General features: G+C 65.5%; 14 protein-coding genes. 6 read left to right on the plus strand and 8 right to left on the minus strand.

Annotation, left to right across the window (positions count from 1 at the left end; genetic code table 11):
• Positions 1 to 132: 132 nt before the first annotated feature.
• Positions 133 to 1,278: a cyclic di-GMP phosphodiesterase response regulator RpfG gene (gene rpfG, locus ACZ75I_RS09035; RefSeq protein ID WP_049435901.1), complete on the plus strand. Its 1,146-nt coding sequence runs from the start codon at positions 133 to 135 to the stop codon at positions 1,276 to 1,278.
• On the plus strand, positions 1,275 to 3,449 hold the full coding sequence (locus ACZ75I_RS09040; RefSeq protein ID WP_061479279.1) for a response regulator: 2,175 nt from the start codon (positions 1,275 to 1,277) through the stop codon (positions 3,447 to 3,449). Before rpfG ends, ACZ75I_RS09040 begins: the two co-directional genes overlap by 4 nt.
• 70 nt (positions 3,450 to 3,519) lie before the next feature.
• On the opposite strand, the gene ACZ75I_RS09045 is transcribed toward ACZ75I_RS09040, so the two are convergent.
• The 5 genes from ACZ75I_RS09045 to betI form a co-directional block, all read right to left on the minus strand.
• Positions 3,520 to 4,392: a crotonase/enoyl-CoA hydratase family protein gene (locus ACZ75I_RS09045; protein WP_014647007.1), complete on the minus strand. Its 873-nt coding sequence runs from the start codon at positions 4,390 to 4,392 to the stop codon at positions 3,520 to 3,522.
• A gap of 161 nt (positions 4,393 to 4,553) precedes the next feature.
• Positions 4,554 to 6,230: a long-chain fatty acid--CoA ligase gene (locus ACZ75I_RS09050; RefSeq protein WP_061479281.1), complete on the minus strand. Its 1,677-nt coding sequence runs from the start codon at positions 6,228 to 6,230 to the stop codon at positions 4,554 to 4,556.
• A 208-nt stretch (positions 6,231 to 6,438) separates the two neighbouring features.
• Entirely contained in the window at positions 6,439 to 8,121 is a 1,683-nt protein-coding gene (betA, locus tag ACZ75I_RS09055; RefSeq protein ID WP_061479282.1) for a choline dehydrogenase, read from the minus strand.
• A gap of 101 nt (positions 8,122 to 8,222) precedes the next feature.
• Entirely contained in the window at positions 8,223 to 9,695 is a 1,473-nt protein-coding gene (gene betB, locus ACZ75I_RS09060) for a betaine-aldehyde dehydrogenase (RefSeq protein WP_472958997.1), read from the minus strand.
• A gap of 38 nt (positions 9,696 to 9,733) precedes the next feature.
• On the minus strand, positions 9,734 to 10,324 hold the full coding sequence (gene betI, locus ACZ75I_RS09065; protein ID WP_472958998.1) for a transcriptional regulator BetI: 591 nt from the start codon (positions 10,322 to 10,324) through the stop codon (positions 9,734 to 9,736).
• A 170-nt stretch (positions 10,325 to 10,494) separates the two neighbouring features.
• On the opposite strand from betI, the gene ACZ75I_RS09070 reads away from it, so the two are divergent.
• Positions 10,495 to 12,045 carry a BCCT family transporter gene (locus tag ACZ75I_RS09070; protein WP_472958999.1) on the plus strand — a complete coding sequence of 517 codons (1,551 nt, stop codon included), beginning with the start codon at positions 10,495 to 10,497 and terminating at the stop codon, positions 12,043 to 12,045.
• A gap of 125 nt (positions 12,046 to 12,170) precedes the next feature.
• Here ACZ75I_RS09070 and acnA read toward each other — a convergent pair whose 3' ends face one another.
• Complete coding sequence (gene acnA, locus ACZ75I_RS09075; RefSeq protein ID WP_472959000.1) at positions 12,171 to 14,924, minus strand: aconitate hydratase AcnA; 2,754 nt, start codon at positions 14,922 to 14,924, stop codon at positions 12,171 to 12,173.
• Positions 14,925 to 15,225: 301 nt separating this feature from the next.
• Here acnA and ACZ75I_RS09080 point away from each other — a divergent pair, with 301 nt between their 5' ends.
• From ACZ75I_RS09080 to acnB, 3 genes are read left to right on the plus strand one after another with little or no spacing between them, the layout of a single operon-like run.
• Entirely contained in the window at positions 15,226 to 15,450 is a 225-nt protein-coding gene (locus ACZ75I_RS09080; RefSeq protein ID WP_005409505.1) for an AbrB/MazE/SpoVT family DNA-binding domain-containing protein, read from the plus strand.
• Positions 15,451 to 15,456: 6 nt separating this feature from the next.
• A complete protein-coding gene (locus ACZ75I_RS09085) occupies positions 15,457 to 15,855 on the plus strand; it encodes a type II toxin-antitoxin system VapC family toxin (RefSeq protein ID WP_005416402.1) in 399 nt (132 codons plus the stop codon).
• Positions 15,856 to 15,899: 44 nt separating this feature from the next.
• Positions 15,900 to 18,491 carry a bifunctional aconitate hydratase 2/2-methylisocitrate dehydratase gene (gene acnB / locus ACZ75I_RS09090; protein ID WP_072168981.1) on the plus strand — a complete coding sequence of 864 codons (2,592 nt, stop codon included), beginning with the start codon at positions 15,900 to 15,902 and terminating at the stop codon, positions 18,489 to 18,491.
• 144 nt (positions 18,492 to 18,635) lie between these two features.
• Here the strand turns inward: acnB and ACZ75I_RS09095 are convergent, their stop codons facing one another.
• Complete coding sequence (locus ACZ75I_RS09095) at positions 18,636 to 20,111, minus strand: XVIPCD domain-containing protein (protein ID WP_180871127.1); 1,476 nt, start codon at positions 20,109 to 20,111, stop codon at positions 18,636 to 18,638.
• Positions 20,108 to 20,746, minus strand: coding sequence for a hypothetical protein (locus ACZ75I_RS09100; RefSeq protein ID WP_180871125.1), 639 nt, complete (start codon positions 20,744 to 20,746; stop codon positions 20,108 to 20,110). Before ACZ75I_RS09100 ends, ACZ75I_RS09095 begins: the two co-directional genes overlap by 4 nt.
• Positions 20,747 to 21,049: the final 303 nt, after the last annotated feature.

Genomic DNA, 21,049 nt, shown 5'->3' on the forward strand with positions numbered 1-21,049 from the left:
GCGTATCGTAATTGCACTACCTTGACGCCTGTTATGTCTTGATCGGCGTCAGGGGAGGGCACGGTGTGGGGAGTCCGCTTCACATTGTGATGACGATCATGAATCGGGACGCATGACACGGGAGTCAGGCCGATGCAGGGTGCGAGCGTTCGCAGCGGCAGAGTATCCTCGCCTGCTGATGATCCAGCGTGGTCGAAAAACCAGGCAGAGTACGCGTTGAATATCGTCATCGTTGATGACCAGACTTCCGCCCGGACGATGCTGCGTCACGTCATCGAAGACATCGCGCCGGAACTGAGCGTGTATGACTTCGGCGATCCGCTGACCGCATTGGCCTGGTGCGAAGCCCATCCGGTCGACCTGTTGCTGCTCGATTACCGTATGCCGGAGATGGATGGGCTGGAGTTCGCCCGTCGTTTCCGTCGCCTGCCCAAGCACCGCGACATTCCGGTGATCCTGATCACCGTGGTCGGTGACGAGCCGATCCGCCAGGCGGCACTGGAAGCCGGCGTCATCGACTTCCTGGTCAAGCCGATCCGCCCACGCGAACTGCGTGCTCGCTGCTACAACCTGCTGCAGCTGCGCCAGCAGACCGAGAACGTGAAGCAACGGGCGCTGTCGCTGGAGCAGCGCCTGCTGGCCAGCATGCATGAGGTCGAAGAGCGGGAGCGCGAAACGCTGTCGCGGCTGGCGCGCGCGATCGAGTTCCGTGATGCCGGCACCAGCGCCTACCTGGAGCGCATGGCACGCGTGGCCGGCCTGATTGCCGAACAGCTCGGGCTGCCCGAGGAGGAGGTGCGCCTGATCGAAATGGCTGCGCCGCTGCATGACATGGGCAAGATCGCCATTCCCGATGCGGTGCTGCTCAAGCAGGGCAAGCTCAACGAGGAGGAGCTGGCGATCATGCGCCGGCACCCGCGGATTGGCCATGAACTGCTGAGCGGCAGCCAGAATCGTTTCATCCAGGTTGGCGCGTTGATCGCACTGCGTCATCATGAGCGCTACGACGGCAGCGGCTATCCCGATGGGCTGGTCGGCGATGCGATTCCGCTGGAAGCGCGCATCGTGGCTGTCGCCGATGTCTTCGACGCCCTGATTTCGCCCCGTCCGTACAAGGAAGCATGGACCATGGAAGCCACCCTGGCTTATCTCTACGCCCAGCGTGGCCGGCTGTTCGATCCCCGATGCGTGGACGCGCTGCTGCGCGGCCGCGAACAGCTGGACCAGATCTGCGCCGAGCATTCGATGGCGTCCGCGCGCCCGGGGCTTGGCGCGTGAAACGGCTGTTGTCGCAGCTGCGGCTGCGCCTGTCCCAGCGCCAGGACAGCGAACACGGCCAGCAGATCGTCCGTATTGTCCTGATCAGCCTGATCCTGGTCTACGTGCTCTTGCCGGCGCCGCGCCACGACCTGCCGCACACGCAGTACGTGGGCGTGCTGGCGATCGTATTGACCGGCCTGAGCCTGTCGCTGCTGTTGTTCGGCTGGCTGCTGTGGCGGCCGGCGCGTTCCGATCCCCGCCGCGTGCTGGGCATGCTCGCCGACTATGGCCTGATCGCTGCCGGCATGGTGCAGATGGGCGAGCCCCTGGCCTGGGTCTACATCGTGGTGATGTGGGTGACGGTCGGCAACGGCATGCGCTTCGGCAACCACTACCTGTACGTGGCGGTGGCGATGGCGATGGTGAGCTTCGGTTGCACGGTGCTGCTGACGCCTTACTGGCAACAGAATTTCCGTCTGGCCATCGGCCTCTGGCTCGGCCTGGCGGCGGTGCCGCTGTACTTCTCGACGCTGCTGCGGCAGCTGACCGAAGCGATGGCCGAGGCGCGCCGTGCCAGCGAGGCCAAGAGCCGTTTCCTGGCCAACATGAGCCACGAGTTCCGCACGCCGTTGAACGGCCTCAACGGCATGACCGAAGTGCTGGCGACCACGCGCCTGGACGATGAGCAGCGCGAGTGCCTCAACACCATCCAGGCGTCGTCGCGCAGCCTGCTGGCGCTGGTGGAGGAAGTGCTGGACATCTCGGCCATCGAGGCCGGCAAGCTGCGCGTGGTGGCCGAAGACTTCGCCGTGGCCGACGTGATCCAGGCAATCGGGCTGATCCTGTTGCCGCAGGCCAAGGCCAAGCGCCTGGATTACCGGGTGAAGGTCGCCGATGGTGTGCCGCCACGCGTGCGCGGAGACGTCGGGCACCTGCGGCAGATCCTGCTGAACCTGGCCGGCAACGCGGTCAAGTTCACCGATCACGGCCGGGTCGAAATCCGTGTCAGCGTGGTGCAGGCCGATACCAGTGGCGCGGTGCGGCTGCGCTTCGACATCCTCGACACCGGCATCGGCGTGGCCCCGGCCATGCGTGCGCGGCTGTTCGATGCCTTCGAGCAGGCTGACGTCAGCATGGCGCGTCGCCATGAGGGTACCGGGCTGGGCACAACCATCGCCAAGGGCCTGGTCGAGGCGATGGACGGTGACATCGGCTATCTGGAAAACCCGCCGCGCGGCAGCCACTTCTGGGTCGAGCTGCCGTTCGCGCCGCCGCAGCCGCAGGTGCCGGGTGCGGTGCCGAGCCTGACCGGCGACGACGACGTGGGGCCGGGCGGCAACGTGATCGCATTTGCCGACCCGTTCCTGCGCCATCGCGCCCGCGTGCGCAGCATGCAGATCCTGGTGGCCGACGACCATGAGGCCAACCGCATGGTCCTGCAGCGCCTGCTGCAGAAGGCCGGGCATCGCGTGCTGTGCGTGGATGGCGGTGAGGCGGTGCTGGATGCGCTGGCCGACAGTGAATTCGACGCGGTCATTGTCGACCTGCACATGCCGGGCATGAGCGGGCTGGACATGCTGAAGGAGTTGCGGGTGATGCAGGCCGGCGGCGGTCCGCGCACGCCGGTGCTGGTGCTCAGCGCCGATGTCACGCCCGAGGCGATCCAGCGCTGTACCCAGGCTGGGGCGCATGCGTTCCTGGCCAAGCCCGTGGTGGCGGTGCGCCTGCTCGATACCCTGGCCGAGATCGCCAGCAACGCCCAGCTGAAGACCATGGCCGCACCGGTGGTGCGACCGATGGCGCTGCAGGATGGGGTGCTCGACAGCAGCGTGCTGGACGAGCTGGCCTCGCTGGGCATGGGCGAGGGCTTCGAACGTGAGTTCATCCGCCAATGCCTGGAGGACGTGGCGGGCTGCATGGGCAAGGCCGAGCAGGCCGGTGAGGCCACGCAGTGGGATGTGTTCCGCGAACAATCCCACGCGATCAAGGGCGTGGCCAGCAACCTCGGCCTGATGCGCGCGTCCAACCGTGCCGGCGAGCTGATGCGGATGGCCGACTGGCAGCTGAAGACCGAATGGCGCCAGCGCCTGGGCATCCTGCAGGAGGCGATCAAGGAAGGCCGGCGCGCGCTGGAGGCACGGGCCGAACGCCGGCTGCGCGGCGCTGCCGACGATGGCGAGGCGCGTTGAACCACGGCAGGGTGCATAAAAAAAGCCCGGTGGCCAACCGGGCTTGAACCCATCCTGGGGGAGGGATGAATCAGGCCGCGTCGAGGCTGGCGCGACGGGTCTGGGCCTTGATCAGGCGGTCCATGGTACGCAGCGAACGGTCGCCGAGTGCGAGGGCGGAATCGACCCATACCTTGGTGATCTCCAGCAGTTCGTCGTAGCTGACCGGCTGGGCGATGGCGCGTGCGGCGTTCATCGCCAGATAGGACTGCGGCGTGCGCTGCTGCTGGCGGATCAGTTCTTCCACCGCCGCCCGGCCTTCGCCCTTCTTCACCAGCACGTCGACCACGCCCATCGCGTGCATCTCCTCGGCGCTGTAGACCCGGCCGTCGAGGATGATCTTCTCGGCCAGGTGGGGGGACACGCGCCGGCACAGGAAGGAGTACGCACCCATGCCCGGGAACAGGCCGAACAGCACCTCCGGCAGGCCCAGTCCGCTGCCTTCCTCGGCGACGATGGTGTGGCAGGCCAGGGCCATTTCCAGGCCGCCGCCGAGGGCGTCACCCTGGATCAGCGCGATCGAACGGACGTCGCCGCCGAACCCGGTGTGCAGGTGGTGCACGCCCTCCACGCAGCGCTGGGCATAGTTCAGCAGGAGGTCGCGGTTGCCTTCGCGGATCAGGCGGGTGAACAGGTCCAGGTCGCCGCCCAGGTTGTAGGCGACGGCATCGGAGGCCAGCACGAAATGCCGCAATGTTCCGTTGTGGCGTTCGGCAGGGCTGCGGGTGATTGCCGCCATGTAGCTCCACATTTCGTCGAGCATGTCCTTGCGGCAGCAGGGGCGGATCCCGGTGGCGGCATCGGCGTGCATGAACAGCCAGTGGGCAGCGCCGTCGGCGCTGTCTTCGGTACGGATGGTGGCGAACGGTGAGCCGCTTGAAGGCAGCTTTTCGATGGTACTCATGGAAGGGTCCTCGGCATGCGGCCCGCAGTGTCAGGTGGGTGGCCGGCGGGCCGAACGGTCCACACACGCGGCGATGCTACACCGCCCCAGGGGCCTCGCATGCGAAAGGGCCCGGGACGTTTCCGCCCCGGGCCCTGCATCGTTCAAATTGCCGCAAACCCTTACTGGGCGGGCGTATCGCGGAGTTCGCGACGGAGGATCTTGCCGACATTGGTCTTCGGCAGCTCCTTTCGGAATTCAACGATTTTGGGGTGCTTGTAGCCGGTCAGGTTGGCCCGGGCATGCTCCTTGACCATTTCGGCGGTCAGGTTCGGATCCTTCTTCACGATGACCACCTTCACCACCTCGCCGGACTTGTCGTCCGGGACGCCGACCGCGGCCACTTCCAGCACGCCCGGCATCATCGCGATCACGTCCTCGACTTCATTCGGGTACACGTTGAAGCCGGACACCAGGATCATGTCCTTCTTGCGGTCGACGATGTAGAAGAAGCCGTGTTCGTCCATCTTCGCCATGTCGCCGGTATGCAGCCAGCCGTCGGCATCGATCGCCTTGGCGGTTTCCTCCGGGCGCTGCCAGTAGCCCTTCATCACCTGCGGGCCCTTGATGCAGAGCTCGCCGACCTCGCCCAGCGGCAGGATGGCGCTGTTGTCGTCCTTGATGCAGGCATCGGTGGACGGGATCGGCAAGCCGATCGAGCCGTTGTATTCGGTCAGGGTGAGCGGGTTGATGCAGGCTGCCGGCGAGGTCTCGGTCAGGCCATACGCCTCCACCAGGGTCACCCCGGTGACCTTCTTCCAGCGCTCGGCCACGGCGCGTTGCACCGCCATGCCGCCGCCCAGGGTGACCTTCAGCGAGGAAAAGTCGACCGTGTCGAAGCCGGGGGTGTTGAGCAGGCCATTGAACAGCGTGTTGACGCCGGTGATGGCGGTGAAGCGCACCGACTTGAGCTCCTTGACGAAGCCCTTCATGTCACGCGGATTGGTGATCAGGTGGTTGCAGCCACCGAACTTCATGAAGACCAGCCCGTTCGCGGTCAGTGCGAAGATGTGGTACAGCGGCAGGGCGGTGATGATCCACTCCTTGCCCATCTCGATGCCCGACGCACTGATCCAGGCCGAGGCCTGCTGCATGTTGGCGATCAGGTTGCGGTTGGTCAGCATCGCGCCCTTGGCCACGCCGGTGGTGCCGCCGGTGTACTGCAGGAACGCAATGTCGTCGTGGTCGATCTCGACCTGGGGCAGGCTGTGGCGGCTGCCGATCTTCAGCGCCTGGCGGAAGCGCACCGCGCCCTTGAGATGGTAGTTGGGCACCATCTTCTTGATGTACTTCAGCACGAAGTTGACGATCACGCCCTTGGCGCCAAGCAGGTCGCCCAGGCCGGTGGTGATCACGTGCTTGACCGGCGTATCGGCGATGACCTGCTCGACGGTGTCGCCGAAGTTGTCGACCACCACCAGTGCGGTCACGCCGGCATCGATCAGCTGGTGCTTGAGCTCGCGCGCGGTGTACAACGGATTGACATTGACCACGGTCAGGCCGGCGCGCAGCACGCCGAAGGTGGCCACCGGGTACTGCAGGCAGTTGGGCATCATCAGGGCGACGCGGTCACCCTTCTTGAGCTTGAGCTCTCCCAGCAGGTAGGCCGCGAACTGATTGACCAGCGCGTCGGTCTCGCCATAGGTGAGGACCTTGCCGAAGCTGGAGTAGGCGGGACGGTCGCGGAATTTCGCGACGGAAGCGTCGAAGACCGAAGCTACCGAATGGAACTCGTTGACGTCGATCTCGGCGGGAACACCTTTCGGATAGCTCTGCAGCCAGGGACGATCCAGACTCATATTCCCCCTCCAGGAATCGTGATGTATTAGGTTCCGGCCCTGAGCGTATCGACAACGGCCGGTCATTGCAGCATACCCCGCCGTAGGGAAAACGCGAAGAGGCCCCGAAGGGCCTCTTTGCTGGGTCGTGCCGGCCGCTGGCCGGCATCTGCGCTGGACAGGCGATCCGGCGGATGCCGGACCGCGCCCCACAGGCGGGCCGCTTGCGTCAGCCCTGCTTGCGCACCGGCGCGCCGTTGGCCTTGTAGTACGGCGCAGTGCTGCGGGCCAGCGGGGTGCGGCCGCGGATCACGTCGGCCAGCTTCTCGGCCATCATGATGGTCGGCGCGTTGAGGTTGCCGGTCACCACCTGCGGCATGATCGAGGCATCGACGATGCGCAGGCCTTCCAGGCCGTGCACGCGACCCTGGCCATCGACCACCGCCATCGGGTCGTCGGCATGGCCCATCTTGTTCGAGCACGACGGGTGGTAGGCGGTCTCGGCATGCTCGCGCACGAACGCATCGATCTGCGCGTCGGTCTGCAGTGCACTGCCCGGCGAGATCTCGCGGCCGCTGTACGGGGCAAGCGCCGGCTGCGCGAAGATCTCGCGGGTGATGCGGATCGCCGCGCGGAATTCGCGCCAGTCCTGCTCGTGCGACATGTAGTTGAACAGGATGCTCGGATGTTCGCGCGGGTCCTTCGAGCGCACATGGATGCGGCCACGGCTGGGCGAGCGCATCGAGCCGACGTGCATCTGGAAGCTGTGCGCCTTGATCGGGTTGGAGCCGTTGTAGTTGATCGCCACCGGCAGGAAGTGGTACTGCAGGTTCGGCCAGTCGAACTCGGCGTCGCTGCGGATGAAGCCGCCGGCCTCGAACTGGTTGCTGGCGCCGATGCCGGTGCCCAGGAACAGCCACTCGGCACCGATCGCCGGCTGGTTGTACAGCTTCAGCGCCGGCGCCAGCGACACCGGCTTCTTGCATTCGTACTGCAGGTACATCTCCAGGTGATCCTGCAGGTTGGCGCCGACGCCCGGCAGGTGGTGCACCAGGTCGATGTCGAGGCTGCGCAGCAGGTCGGCCGGGCCGACACCGGAGCGCTGCAGGATCTGCGGCGAGGCGATGGCGCCGCCGCACAGCAGCACCTCGCGGCGGGCGGTGGCACGCTGCGGCTGGTCGTGGTGCAGCCACTGCACGCCCACCGCGCGCTTGCCTGAGAACAGGATGCGGTCGGTCAGCGCGTGGGTGACGATGGTCAGGTTCGGGCGTGGCTTGGCCAGGTCCAGGTAGCCGCGGGCGGTGCTGGAACGACGGCCCTTCGGGGTCACCGTGCGGTCCATCGGGCCGAAGCCTTCCTGCTGGTAGCCGTTGAGGTCGTCGGTGCGCGGGTAGCCGGCCTGCACGCCGGCCTCGACCATCGCAGCGAACAGCTCGTTGTTGCCGGCCTTGGGCGTGGTCACGCGCAGCGGGCCGTCACCGCCGTGGTAGTCATTGGGGCCGATGTCGCGGGTTTCGGCCTTGCGGAAGTAGGGCAGGCAGTCCAGGTAGGTCCAGTCTTCCAGGCCCGGCATGCTGGCCCAGTTGTCGTAGTCCATTGCGTTGCCGCGGATGTAGCACATGCCGTTGATCAGCGACGAGCCGCCCAGGCCCTTGCCGCGGCCGCAGTCCATGCGCCGGTTGTTCATGAAGGGCTCCGGATCGGTCTTGTACGCCCAGTTGTAGCGCTTGCCCTGCAGCGGGAAGGCCAGCGCCGCCGGCATCTGGGTACGGAAGTCGAGCCGGTAGTCCGGGCCACCGGCTTCCAGCAGCAGCACGCTGACATCGGCATCTTCGGTGAGGCGGGTCGCCAGCACGTTGCCGGCCGAACCGGCGCCGATGATGATGTAGTCGTACTCGTTATGGGTGCTCATGGGTGTCTCCTGCAGGCCGGGGCGCGCTGCATGCAGGCGTCCCGGCGGAATGTCGGATCGGCGCGGTGGCCGGACGATGGGGCGTGCTCGGGGCGCGCCGGTCAGAACACGCTGGCGTAGTCGCCCAGCTCGACCTGCACCGACTTGATGCGGGTGTAGTGGCCGAGGGTGGAGATGCCGTTCTCGCGGCCGACGCCGGATTCCTTGTAGCCACCGACCGGCATTTCGGCCGGCGATTCACCCCAGGTGTTGATCCAGCAGATGCCGGCTTCCAGGCGATGGATGATGCGGTGGGCGCGGCTGATGTCCTTGCTGACCACGCCGGCGGCGAGGCCGAAGGTGGTGTCGTTGGCGCGATGCACCACTTCGTCTTCGTCGTCATAGGCGAGGATGCTCATCACCGGCCCGAAGATCTCTTCCTTGACGATGGTCATGTCATCGCGGCAGTCGGAGAACACGGTCGGCAGCACGTAGGCGCCGTTGGCCAGCGCGCCTTCGGTGGCACGGCCGCCGCCGGTCAGCAGGCGGGCACCTTCGGCCTTGCCACTCTCGATGTAGCGCAGCACATTTTCCATGTGCGGGAAGCTGGTCAGCGGGCCGAAGTTGGTCTCGGCGGCCATCGGGTCGCCGATGCGGATGCGCTTGACGCGCTCGACAACAGCGGCTTCGAACGCGGCCAGCATGCTGCGCGGCACGAACACGCGGGTGCCGTTGGTGCAGACCTGGCCGGAGCTGAAGAAGTTGGCCATCACCGCGATGTCGGCGGCGCGGTCCAGGTCGGCGTCGTCGCAGATCACCAGCGGCGACTTGCCGCCCAGCTCCATGGTCACTTCCTTCAGCGACGAGGACGCGGCGCTGGCCATGACCTTCTTGCCGGTGGCGACGCCGCCGGTGAAGGAGATCTTCTCGATCACCGGGTGCTCGGTCAGCCACTGGCCGATCTCGCGGCCCGGGCCCTGCACGACGTTGAACACGCCGGCCGGCACGCCGGCTTCGGTGTAGATCTCGGCCAGCCGGATCGCGGTCAGCGGGGTCACCTCGGACGGCTTGAACACCATCGCGTTGCCCGCGGCCAGCGCCGGGGCCGACTTCCACATGGCGATCTGGATCGGGTAGTTCCAGGCGCCGATGCCGGCGACCACGCCCAGCGGCTCGCGGCGGGTGTAGAAGAAGCTCGATTCGCGCAGCGGCAGTTGGATGCCTTCGATGGCGGTGGCCAGGCCGGCGTAGTACTCGACCACGTCGGCGCCGGTGACGATGTCGACGGTGGTGGTTTCGGCCAGCGCCTTGCCGGTGTCCAGGGTTTCCAGGTGCGCCAGTTCGTCGTTGCGCTCACGCAGGATCTCGACGGCGCGGCGCAGGATGCGCGAGCGCTCCATGGCGGTCATCGCGGCCCACGCCTTCTGGCCTTCGGCTGCGCTCTGCACGGCGCGTTCGACGTCGGCCTGGCTGGCGACCTGCACTTCAGCGATCACCTCACCGGTGGCCGGGTTGACGGTCTTGAAGGTCTTGCCGCTGGTGGCATCGACGCGCTGGCCATGGATGTAGAGCTGTTGGACGGGCAGGGTGGTCATGGGGCGTACTCCTTGGAAGGGGGCGGGTGCTGAAGCGCTTATAGCGCGACAGCCTGCAACTGGAAGTCGATGTAGCCGTAAGCGATGCGCCGGGACTTCTCGGCGTTGAACTGGCCGCCGACCAGGCTGCCGCGCAGCCACAGGCCATCGATCATCGCGGCCAGACCGCGGGCGGCCAGGCGGGCCTGCGGGTGGGGCAGCAGGCGGTTGAACTGGTGGCACAGGTTCGAGAACAGGCGCTGGTCGTTGGCGCGCTGCAGCCGGGCCAGTTCCGGCTGGTGCATGCTGGCGGCCCAGAAGGTGAGCCAGACGCGCATCGCGGTGCCGTTGATCTGGCTGTCGTCGAAGTTGCCGTCGACGATGGCGCGCAGCTGCTCGCGCGGGTCGTCGCTGGCGTCGGCGCGGCAGCGGGCGACCGCGTCCTTCAGCTCACGCAGGATCTGCCGCATTGCAGCATTGAGCAGGCCGTCCTTGTCGCCGAAGTAGTGGGCGACGATGCCGCTGGACAGCCCTGCCTTCTTCGCGATGGTGGCGACGGTCGCATCGGCCATGCCGATCTCGTCGATGGTCTGGAAAGTGGCCCGGATCAGCTGCTCGCGCCTTACCGGTTCCACGCCTTTCTTCGGCATTGTCTCTCCACGGATTGCGACCCGAAGGATCGGGCTGCCCGCCATTATGCTTTTTATTGATTGAACGTTCAATCAATAAACCCTAGGATGCGCTCGCGCCCCACGCCATGGGCCCGGTTTACCGGTCCGGCCCCGCCCATGTGCTCCCTCGGACTTGATGAGACGACCCCATGTCTTCCCTGGCTCATCCCAAGCGTTCGCCCCTGCGCTTGAACCGTTTTGTCTTCCTCAGCTCCTCAGTGTCGATCGGCATCCTCGGGCTGCTCACCGTGCTCTATCCCGAAGGCAGCGAGCACTGGCTGCAATGGGCGCAGGCCGAGGTCTCGGCCGCGTTCGGCTGGTGGTACATGCTGCTGATCGTGCTGTGCCTGGGCTTCGTGCTGTGGCTGGCGTTCTCGCCGTACGGCCGCATCCGCCTGGGCCACAACGAGGAATCACCGGCCTTTGGCTACGTTGCCTGGGTCTCGATGCTGTTCTCGGCCGGCATCGGCATCGCGCTGCTGTACTACGGCGCCTACGAGCCGCTGGATCATTTCCTCAATCCGCCCGGGCAGCCCGGCGGCACCGTGGCCGCCGGCCGCGAGGCGATGGTGCTGACCTTCCTGCACTGGGGCCTGCATGGCTGGGCGCTGTATGCGCTGGTCGGCGTGGCACTGGGCTATTTCGCCTATCGCCGGGACCTGCCGCTGGCGCTGCGCTCTGCGTTGTACCCGGTCTTCGGTGAGCGCATTCATGGCCGCATCGGCGACATGGTCGATGGCTTCGGCATCCTGGCCACGCTGATCTCGATGGTGACCAACCTCGGCATCGGCGCGCTGGTGGTGCAGTCCGGCCTGGTCTACCTGTTCCACATCCCGGATACGCCGCAGGTGCTGGTGGCGATCGTGCTGGTGATGATGGTGGTGGCCACCATCGGCGTGGTCGCCGGCGTGGAAAAAGGCATTGCCTGGCTGTCCAACCTCAACGTGCGCCTGCTGTGCGGCCTGCTGCTGTTCGTGCTGGTCACCGGCCCGACCCTGCACCTGTTCGACGGCCTGATCCAGAACACCGGCGACTACCTCGGCGCGTTCGTGCGCAAGAGCTTTGACATGTACCTCAACGACCCCCAGGGCCGCGAGTGGATGGGGTCGTGGACGCTGTTCTACTGGGCGTGGTGGATCGCCTGGGCGCCGTTCGTCGGCCTTTTCGTGGCGCGCATCTCGCGCGGCCGCACCATCCGCGAAGTGATCTTGGGCGTGTTGCTGATCCCGCTCGGCTTCACCCTGGCCTGGCTGTCGATCTTCGGCAACACCGCCATTGACCTGGTGCTCAACCATGGCCAGGCGATCCTGGGTGACGTGGCCCAGCACGATGCAGCGATGACCTTGTTCAAGCTGCTGGAATACCTGCCTGCGGCGCCGTACGTGGCCGGTGCTGCGGTGGTGATCGGCTTCGTGCTGTTCCTGACCCCGGTCGACTCGGGCACGCTGATGATCGCCAACCTGTGCACCCGTCGTGTTGACGATGGCGTGGAAGATGGCCATGACGCGCCGATCTGGCTGCGCGTGTTCTGGGCCGTCGGTATCACCGTGGCCAGCGTCGGGCTGCTGCTGGCCGGCAATTTCAGCGCAATGCAGACGGCGGTGGTGCTGTGCGGCCTGCCGTTCTCGTTCACCCTGGCGTTCTACATGTGGGGCCTGTTGAAGGCCCTGCGCACCGACCCGGATGCGCCGCGCCGCTGAGCGCTTCTGTAGAGCCCAGCCATGCTCGGCTGCTGTTGGCGCAGAAGCAGCCGAGCGCAGGCTCGGCTCTACAAGGGCATCGCAAACGCAAAGGGCCGGATCCGTGCGGATCCGGCCCTTTGTCGTTACTTGCTGGCCAACTGGCGCAGCACGTACTGCAGCAGGCCACCGTGGCGGAAGTACTCGACTTCCTTCGGGGTCAGCAGCATCACCGACACCTCAAAGGTCTTCTTCGTGCCATCAGCCCTGGTGGCGGTGACCGTGGCGCGCTTGCTGGCACCGTCCTGCAGGCCGGTGATGTCGATCACTTCCGAGCCGTCCAGGCCCAGCGTCTGTGCGTTCTCGCCGTTGCGGAACTGCAGCGGCAGCACGCCCATGCCGACCAGGTTGGAGCGGTGGATGCGCTCGAAGCTCTCGGCGATGACCGCCTTCACCCCCAGCAGCAGGGTGCCCTTGGCCGCCCAGTCACGCGACGAGCCGGTGCCGTATTCCTTGCCGGCCAGCACCACCAGCGGCACCTTGTCGGCCTTGTACTTCATGGCCGCATCGTAGATCGCCAGCTTCTCCGGCTGGCCACCACCGGCCGGGTAGTACAGGGTGTTGCCGCCTTCCTCGCCACCGAACATCAGGTTCTTGATGCGGATGTTGGCGAAGGTGCCGCGGACCATTACGTCATCGTTGCCGCGACGGCTGCCGTAGCTGTTGAAGTCGGCCGGCTGCACGCCGCGCTCCTGCAGGAAGCGGCCTGCCGGCGAGTCCTTCTTGATGTTGCCGGCCGGGGAAATGTGGTCGGTGGTGATCGAGTCGCCGAACAGGCCCATCACGCGTGCGCCGTGCACGTCGTCGATGCTGCCGGTCTGCATGGTCATGCCATCGAAGTAGGGCGGGTTCTTGATGTAGGTGGAGGCGTCGCTCCACGCGTACAGGTTGCCGTCCGGCGAGGCGATGGTGTTCCAGCGGGTATCGCCCTTGAACACATCGGCGTAGTTCTGCTTGAACATCTCCGGGCCAATGGTGGCGGCGATGACGTCGCCGATTTCCTTGTTGCTCGGCCAGATGTCGCGCAGGAACACGGGCTGGCCGTCGCTGCCGGTGCCGAGCGGCTGGGTGGTCAGGTCGATGTCGGTGGTGCCGGCGATGGCATAGGCCACCACCAGCGGCGGGCTGGCCAGGTAGTTCATCTTCACTTCGGGGTGCACGCGGCCCTCGAAGTTGCGGTTGCCTGACAGCACCGAGGTCACCACCAGGTCGCCGGCGGCGATGCCGGCGCTGACTTCGGTCGGCAGCGGGCCGGAGTTGCCGATGCAGGTGGTGCAGCCGTAGCCGACCACGTAGAAGCCGATCTTCTCCAGCTCCTTCAGCACACCGGCCTTTTCCAGGTAGTCGGTGACCACGCGCGAGCCCGGGCCGAGCGAGGTCTTGACCCACGGCTGGCGGTTCAGGCCCTTGGCGGCCGCATTGCGGGCCAGCAGGCCGGCACCGATCATCACCGCCGGGTTGGAGGTGTTGGTGCACGAGGTGATGGCCGCGATCACCACCGCGCCATCCTTCAGCCGCACCTTGCGGCCTTCGATCTCGATGTCGGCGAAGCCCTTGGCCAGCTGCTCGTTGCCGACCGCGGCGCCGCCGCCTTCGTTGACGAAGGTGGCAACGTCCTCGCTGCGCTTGTCACGGTTGGCGGTCATGCCGACCAGCGCTTCGCGGTAGTTCTTCTGCACGTCTTCCAGCAGGACGCGGTCCTGCGGACGCTTCGGGCCGGCCAGCGACGGCTTCACCGTGCCCATGTCCAGTTCCAGCGTGGTGCTGTACTGGGCGTGCGGGCTGCCCGGTTCGTGCCACAGGCCCTGCGCCTTGGCATAGGCCTCGACCAGATCGATCTGCTCTTCGCTGCGGCCCGACAGGCGCAGGTAGTTCAGCGATTCGGCGTCGATCGGGAAGATGCCGCAGGTGGCGCCGTATTCCGGGGCCATGTTGCCGATGGTGGCGCGGTCGGCCAGTGGCAGGTGCTGCAGGCCGTCACCGTAGAACTCGACGAACTTGCCGACCACGCCCAGCTTGCGCAGCATCTGGGTGACGGTCAGCACCAGGTCGGTGGCGGTGGCGCCTTCGGGCAGCTTGCCGGTCAGCTTGAAGCCGACGACCTGCGGAATCAGCATCGACGATGGCTGGCCGAGCATGGCGGCCTCGGCTTCGATGCCACCCACGCCCCAGCCGAGCACGCCGATGCCGTTGATCATGGTGGTATGGCTGTCGGTACCGAACACGGTGTCGGGGTAGGCAATGTCCTTGCCATCCTTCTGCGCGGTCATCACCACGCGGGCCAGGTTCTCCAGGTTCACCTGGTGGACGATGCCGGTGTTGGGCGGCACCACCTTGAAGTTGTCGAAGGCCTTCTGGCCCCAGCGCAGGAAGCCGTAGCGTTCCTGGTTGCGCTGGAATTCGATCTTGCCGTTGAGGTCCAGCGCGTCGGGCTTGCCGAACACATCGACCTGCACCGAGTGGTCGATGACCAGTTCGGAGGGAATCTGCGGATTGATCTGCTCCGGCTTGCCGCCGAGCTTGACGACGGCATCGCGCATCGCGGCCAGGTCGACCACGCAAGGCACGCCAGTGAAGTCCTGCAGGACCACGCGCGCCGGCATGAAGGCGATCTCGGTGTCCGGCTCGGACGCCGGGTTCCAGCGGGCCACGGCTTCGATGTGGTCCTTGCCGACAGTGATGCCGCCGTCCTCGTGCCGGAGCAGGTTCTCCAGCAGGATCTTCATCGAGTAGGGCAGGTGGGAGATATCGAAGCGCTGGCCCAGCGTGGGCAGGCTGAAGTAGTCGTAGGTCTTGCCACCGACGTTCAGCTGGCTGCGGGTGGAGAACGAATCGCTCATGCGGGGTAACTCCTTCTTGCGGATGGCTTGCAGTGGTGCATGCACGGACGCACCTGCTTGCGGTCGCCGCGGGTCTGGTGGCCCGGAGGTTCCAGTATGAACCCGAAACTGAATCGGTTCACCCGGGGCCGGGTCCGGCCTGCGGCATCGGTTCCAGACTACAGGGGAGGGTGTATGGCGTATGTCACGTTTGTGGCCGATCCTTTGCGTGGCAAGGGCTGGCGGGTCGCCGGTCCGGTTCAGGGTGGAAGTATGCCCGGAGAAGTATGTATAATTTGTGCATACTCTGGAGGGCCTACCGATGGAAGCCACTGTTGCAGAGCGCGGACAGATCACCCTGCCCAAGGCGGTGCGTGATGCCCTCGGCCTGACCAAGGGCACGCTGCTGAAGGTCGAGCTGGACGGCAGCCGCATCATCCTGCGCAAGAGTGTTGACGATGCCATTTCACGGGCGCGCGGCAAGTTCGCGCTGGACGGCTTCGAGTCGTCCGATGCGGCAGTACGCGCGGTGCGCGACGAGGAATAAGCCGTGATGATCGCCGTCGATTCACCGGTACTGGTCGAGCTGCTCAGCAATGGCCCGCAGGCCGATGCCGTGGAAGCCATCCTCCGGCAGAGCCTGGTCGGTGGCCGCGTGGTGGTCTGTGGCGCAACCCTCGCCGAAGTGTGCGCATCGCTGCGCGGTGGTGCCGAAGTGCTCGAAGCACTGGAAGAGATGGGCGTGCACTTCAACCCGATGGAGGCCAAGTCGGCGCTGCGCGCCGGCGAGATGCACCGCCGTCACCGTCAGCGCGGCGGCAGCCGTCGCAGCCTGGACGAATTCATGGTCGGCGCCCACGCACTGCTGCAGTGCGATGGCCTGATCACCTGGAACGACACGTTTTACCGCGACTACTTCAAGGGCCTGAAGCTGATCGTGCCGCACGCCTGAGCCCACTTTTGATTTTTCAACCTACGCATTACCCGGGAGTTGTCATGTTGGAAGCCTACCGCCACCACGTCGCCGAGCGCGCTGCGCTTGGCATCCCGCCGCTGCCGCTGAGCGCGCAGCAGACGGCCGATGTCATCGAACTGCTGAAGAACCCGCCGCAGGGCGAGGCCGAGTTCCTGCTCGACCTGCTGACCCACCGCGTGCCGGCCGGCGTCGATGACGCAGCCAAGGTCAAGGCGTCGTACCTGGCGGCGATCGCCCTGGGCAGCGAGCAGAACCCGCTGATCAGCCGCGAGCGCGCCACCGAACTGCTGGGCACCATGCTTGGCGGTTACAACGTGGCCCCGCTGGTGCAGCTGCTGGACGACGCCAGCGTCGGCACCATCGCTGCCAACGGCCTGAAGAAGACCCTGCTGGTGTTCGATGCGTTCCATGACGTGCAGGAGAAGGCCAAGGCCGGCAACGCCAACGCCCAGGCCGTGTTGCAGAGCTGGGCCGAGGCCGAGTGGTTCACCAGCAACCCGGAAGTGCCGCAGAGCCTGACCGTCACCGTGTTCAAGGTGCCGGGCGAAACCAACACCGATGACCTGTCGCCGGCACCGGACGCGACCACCCGCCCGGACATTCCGATGCACGCCCTGGCGATGCTGAAGAACAAGCGCGACGACGCGCCGTTCACCCCGGAAGAAGACGGCAAGCGCGGCCCGATCCAGCAGATCCTGTCACTGAAGGACAAGGGCCACCTGGTCGCCTACGTCGGCGACGTGGTCGGCACCGGTTCCTCGCGCAAGTCGGCCACCAACAGCGTGCTGTGGTGGACCGGCGATGACATTCCGTACATCCCGAACAAGCGCGCCGGTGGCGTGTGCCTGGGCGGCAAGATCGCCCCGATCTTCTACAACACCATGGAAGATGCCGGCGCGCTGCCGATCGAGCTGGACGTGTCGAAGATGGAGCACGGCGATGTCATCGAGCTGCGTCCGTACGAAGGCAAGGCGCTGAAGAACGGCGAAGTGATCGCCGAGTTCCAGGTCAAGTCCGACGTGCTGTTCGACGAAGTGCGTGCCGGTGGCCGCATCCCGCTGATCATCGGTCGTGGCCTGACCGGCAAGGCGCGCGAAGCGCTGGGCCTGGCCCCGACCGACCTGTTCCGCCTGCCGGTGCAGCCGGCCGATACCGGCAAGGGCTTCTCGCTGGCGCAGAAGATGGTCGGCCGCGCCTGTGGCCTGCCGGAAGGCCAGGGCATGCGCCCGGGCACCTACTGCGAACCGAAGATGACCTCGGTCGGCTCGCAGGACACTACCGGCCCGATGACCCGTGACGAGCTGAAGGACTTGGCCTGCCTGGGCTTCTCGGCCGACCTGGTGATGCAGTCGTTCTGCCACACTGCCGCTTACCCGAAGCCGGTGGACGTGAAGACCCACCACACCCTGCCGGAGTTCATCTCCACCCGTGGCGGCGTTTCGCTGCGCCCGGGCGACGGCGTGATCCACAGCTGGCTCAACCGCATGCTGCTGCCGGACACCGTCGGTACCGGTGGTGATTCGCACACCCGTTTCCCGGTGGGTATTTCGTTCCCGGCCGGCTCGGGCCTAGTCGCCTTCGCCGCTGCCACCGGCGTGATGCCGCTGGACATGCCGGAGTCGGTGCTGGTGCGCTTCAAGGGCAAGATGCAGCCGGGCGTGACCCTGCGTGACCTGGTCAATGCGATCCCGCTGTACGCGATCAAGTCGGGCCTGCTGACCGTGGCCAAGGCGGGCAAGAAGAACATCTTCTCCGGCCGTATCCTGGAAATCGAAGGCCTGCCGGATCTGAAGGTCGAACAGGCGTTCGAACTGTCCGACGCCTCGGCCGAGCGTTCGGCGGCCGGTTGCTCGGTGCGCCTGAACAAGGAACCGATCATCGAGTACCTGACCAGCAACATCACCCTGCTGAAGTGGATGATTGCCGAGGGTTACCAGGATCCGCGCTCGCTGCAGCGTCGCATCGAGAAGATGGAAGCGTGGCTGGCCAACCCGCAGCTGCTGGAGCCGGATGCGGACGCCGAGTACGCCGCCGTCATCGAGATCGACCTGGCCGACATCCACGAGCCGATCGTGGCCTGCCCGAACGACCCGGACGACGTGAAGACCCTGTCCGAAGTGGCCGGTGCCAAGATCGACGAGGTGTTCATCGGTTCGTGCATGACCAACATCGGCCACTTCCGCGCCGCTGCCAAGCTGCTGGAAGGCAAGCGTGACCTGCCGACCCGCCTGTGGGTGGCCCCGCCAACCAAGATGGACGCCTCGGAACTGACCAAGGAAGGCGTGTACGGCACCTTCGGTGCTACCGGCGCTCGTATGGAAATGCCGGGCTGCTCGCTGTGCATGGGCAACCAGGCGCAGATCCGCGAAGGTTCCACCGCGATGTCGACCTCGACCCGCAACTTCCCGAACCGTCTGGGCCGCAACACCAACGTGTACCTGGGTTCGGCGGAACTGGCGGCGATCTGCTCGCGTCTGGGCCGCATCCCGACCAAGGAGGAGTACATGGCGGACATCGGCGTGATCAACGCCAATGGTGCGGAGATCTACCGCTACATGAACTTCGACCAGATCGAGGAATACCAGGACGTGGCCAGCACGGTCGCTGCCTGATGCGGTAACGGAAAACCCCCGGCTCGCGCCGGGGGTTTTTTGTGAGCGGACGACGCATGGTAGTGCCGGCCGCTGGCCGGCATCCCGTTGAAATGAAAAACCCCCGGTGAGAGCCGGGTTTTTCATTGTGCCCGGCCAGCTGGCCTAGCCCATCCGCCTCGCGGTGAGGGCCTGCTCCTGGGCGAGGTCCTGCTGGGCGACCTGCTGTGCCTGCGAAATCTGCTCGGCCTTGGCGAGCGACTGTTCTACGGGCGTATTGACGGCCTCACTGATTGGAACCGACGCCCGCAGGTGTGCTGGATTGTCGAGCGCTCCCTGCACAACGAACATGCGAGAGGCTGAGCCATCGCTGGGTGAATTGCCCAGTACAACATGATCGACGTGTTCCAGGCCGCTGCCCTTGGCCGCCGCAAGCAGGCCGGCCGTCACGCGCTCACTGGTTTCATCGAAGCTGCGCCCGTGCCTGGCATCCACGGTGGATACACCATCGCGAATCTGCCGGTAGAGCGCATGGTCTGGATGGCCTTCCTTCCTGGGATCCAGGCCTGCCTTGTCCAAGGTTGATTCAATGCTCTCCTGTAAAGGGTTCTTGGGAGAGAAAGCGGGATTGCTGAGAGAGGGCGAGCCCTTGCCGGTTGCATTCTGGATCAGTTGCTCCCCCGGCTTGAGCGCATTCTGGGCCCGCTGCTCCGCTTCAGCCTCGCGGCGGGCGTATGCACCGGCTTCCTCGACACCGCGCAGGAAATTGATACCGTCGCGCAGCAGACCGGGCCCGCCGCCGACAAGCACGGTCGCACCCGCACGCAGTTGATGAACATCACTGCGGTAGTCGGCAATCCGGCGCAGGTCCTCAGGATCCGTGACCCGCGCCTGTGGGTTGTCCAGTACAGATTGCACCGGACCCTTGTCGGTCATGCGATCAAGGAAATGAACCAATCGATGGGAATCGCCCAACTGGACCGCCACCGCGGCGGACATGACATGGCCGCTCTTCATCCCGGGTGTTCCGATCGAGGCGATGCGCTGGCCGTGCTCGGCGTTGCGCAGGATCTCCAGTTCCCTGGGCAGCGCATACATCTCGACCTTGCCGTAATGGGGACCGCCGGCACTGACCAGGTCGCCTGCCATCACATGGTTGGTGAAGGGTGCCGCGTTGGCTGGCTGGCCTTCAGGAAGGCGATATGCCAGCCCGGCGGCACCGTAGGGATTGAACGCGTCGCCGGGGAGGTTGTAGTGGTGTGCAGTGATCTGCGCGAGCGTGCCGCCGAGGGAGTGGCCGGTGACGTGTACTGGCCCGGCTCCCCTTTCTTCGGCCAGCCTGAGGGCTTGCTTTGTCAGCGCCAGCGCGTCAGTCAGTTGCGCGTTGACTCTGGCGGTGACCTTCGCGGCGTCGATGCCGCCATCAAGCATGGGCTGACGATCAAACTCGGTACCGCGATGGGCGACGATGACTTCCTTTGTATTGATGTTGAGGTAGACAATACCCTGATATCCGCTCCCAGAGTCACGACAAGCGAGGACCTCATACTTTGTTCCGCCGACGGTGATGTCGGAACTGACGGGCGGAAGCGGGTCCTTATAGACATCGTCCGAAAGCGCCGCGCTTTCTCTAGGATTCATTGCGATGCTCCTTCAATCCGTGTGGAGACTTCGATTGGAAAGTATTCCTCGCGCTTCTCTGGGGGCATCTTTTCGTACCAACTTGAAGGCTCGGTTGGCGTCCGCTCTGTCGACTGTCCTGTGGTCAAGGGCGGCAATGCGCGCTTTACGTAAGCAGTGAAGGTTCTCCCGCCCTCGATTTCCGTGAATAGTGCTGCGACGGACGCTCGGATTGGGCGACCATCAATGATGAAGGCGAATGAAGCTTCCACAAGCACGGGTGTCCAAGTGCACGGGCCACGACCGTAATAGTCGGCAACTTCCATACCGTCGTTGAAAACAGCACTGCTGAATTCAGTTGCACTGAGGCGCTGTGCCTGAACCTCAACCTTGTGCTGGTTCGGCTCGTACTGCACCCCCTCCCAATTGTTGACCGGAGGGAGACAGAGTGGGTCTATCTCATACGTGACGAAGACCGAAGGAACGGGGACAACCACGGGTGCATCGTGGACCCGAATCACAATCGGCAGCGCATCCTTGGGCGCAGGATTCTCGCGATAGACCGGGTACGTGCGTTCCTTGCTGCAGCCCGGGATGGCCAATGTGATCGAGGCGATCAACGCACCGTGAGCGAGTGTCGGGAGAATTTTCAGCATGAGCGGTCCATGTCGCTGCAGGATTGTCCTTGATCCTTGGAACATGCGGTCTCATCACGAACGACGGCGCCACATCCGGGCAAATGCGACAGGTTGCGCAGCGGGTATTGTCCGTTACCCGGACTTCCCACCCTGTGTACCCGAGCAGCGCGGCCTTGCGGGGTAACGTTCATCGGCGTTCCATTGCTGTGCGATACCTGACTATACGACCCGCTCCAGCCGCGCTCCAAGTCGGTGTCCTGCGGGCCTCCCGTTTGGCGCGCATGGCTTGCGGCAGGATCAAACCTCGATCAGCGTCGTTGA

The sequence above is a fragment of the Stenotrophomonas sp. X genome, from assembly GCF_055721025.1.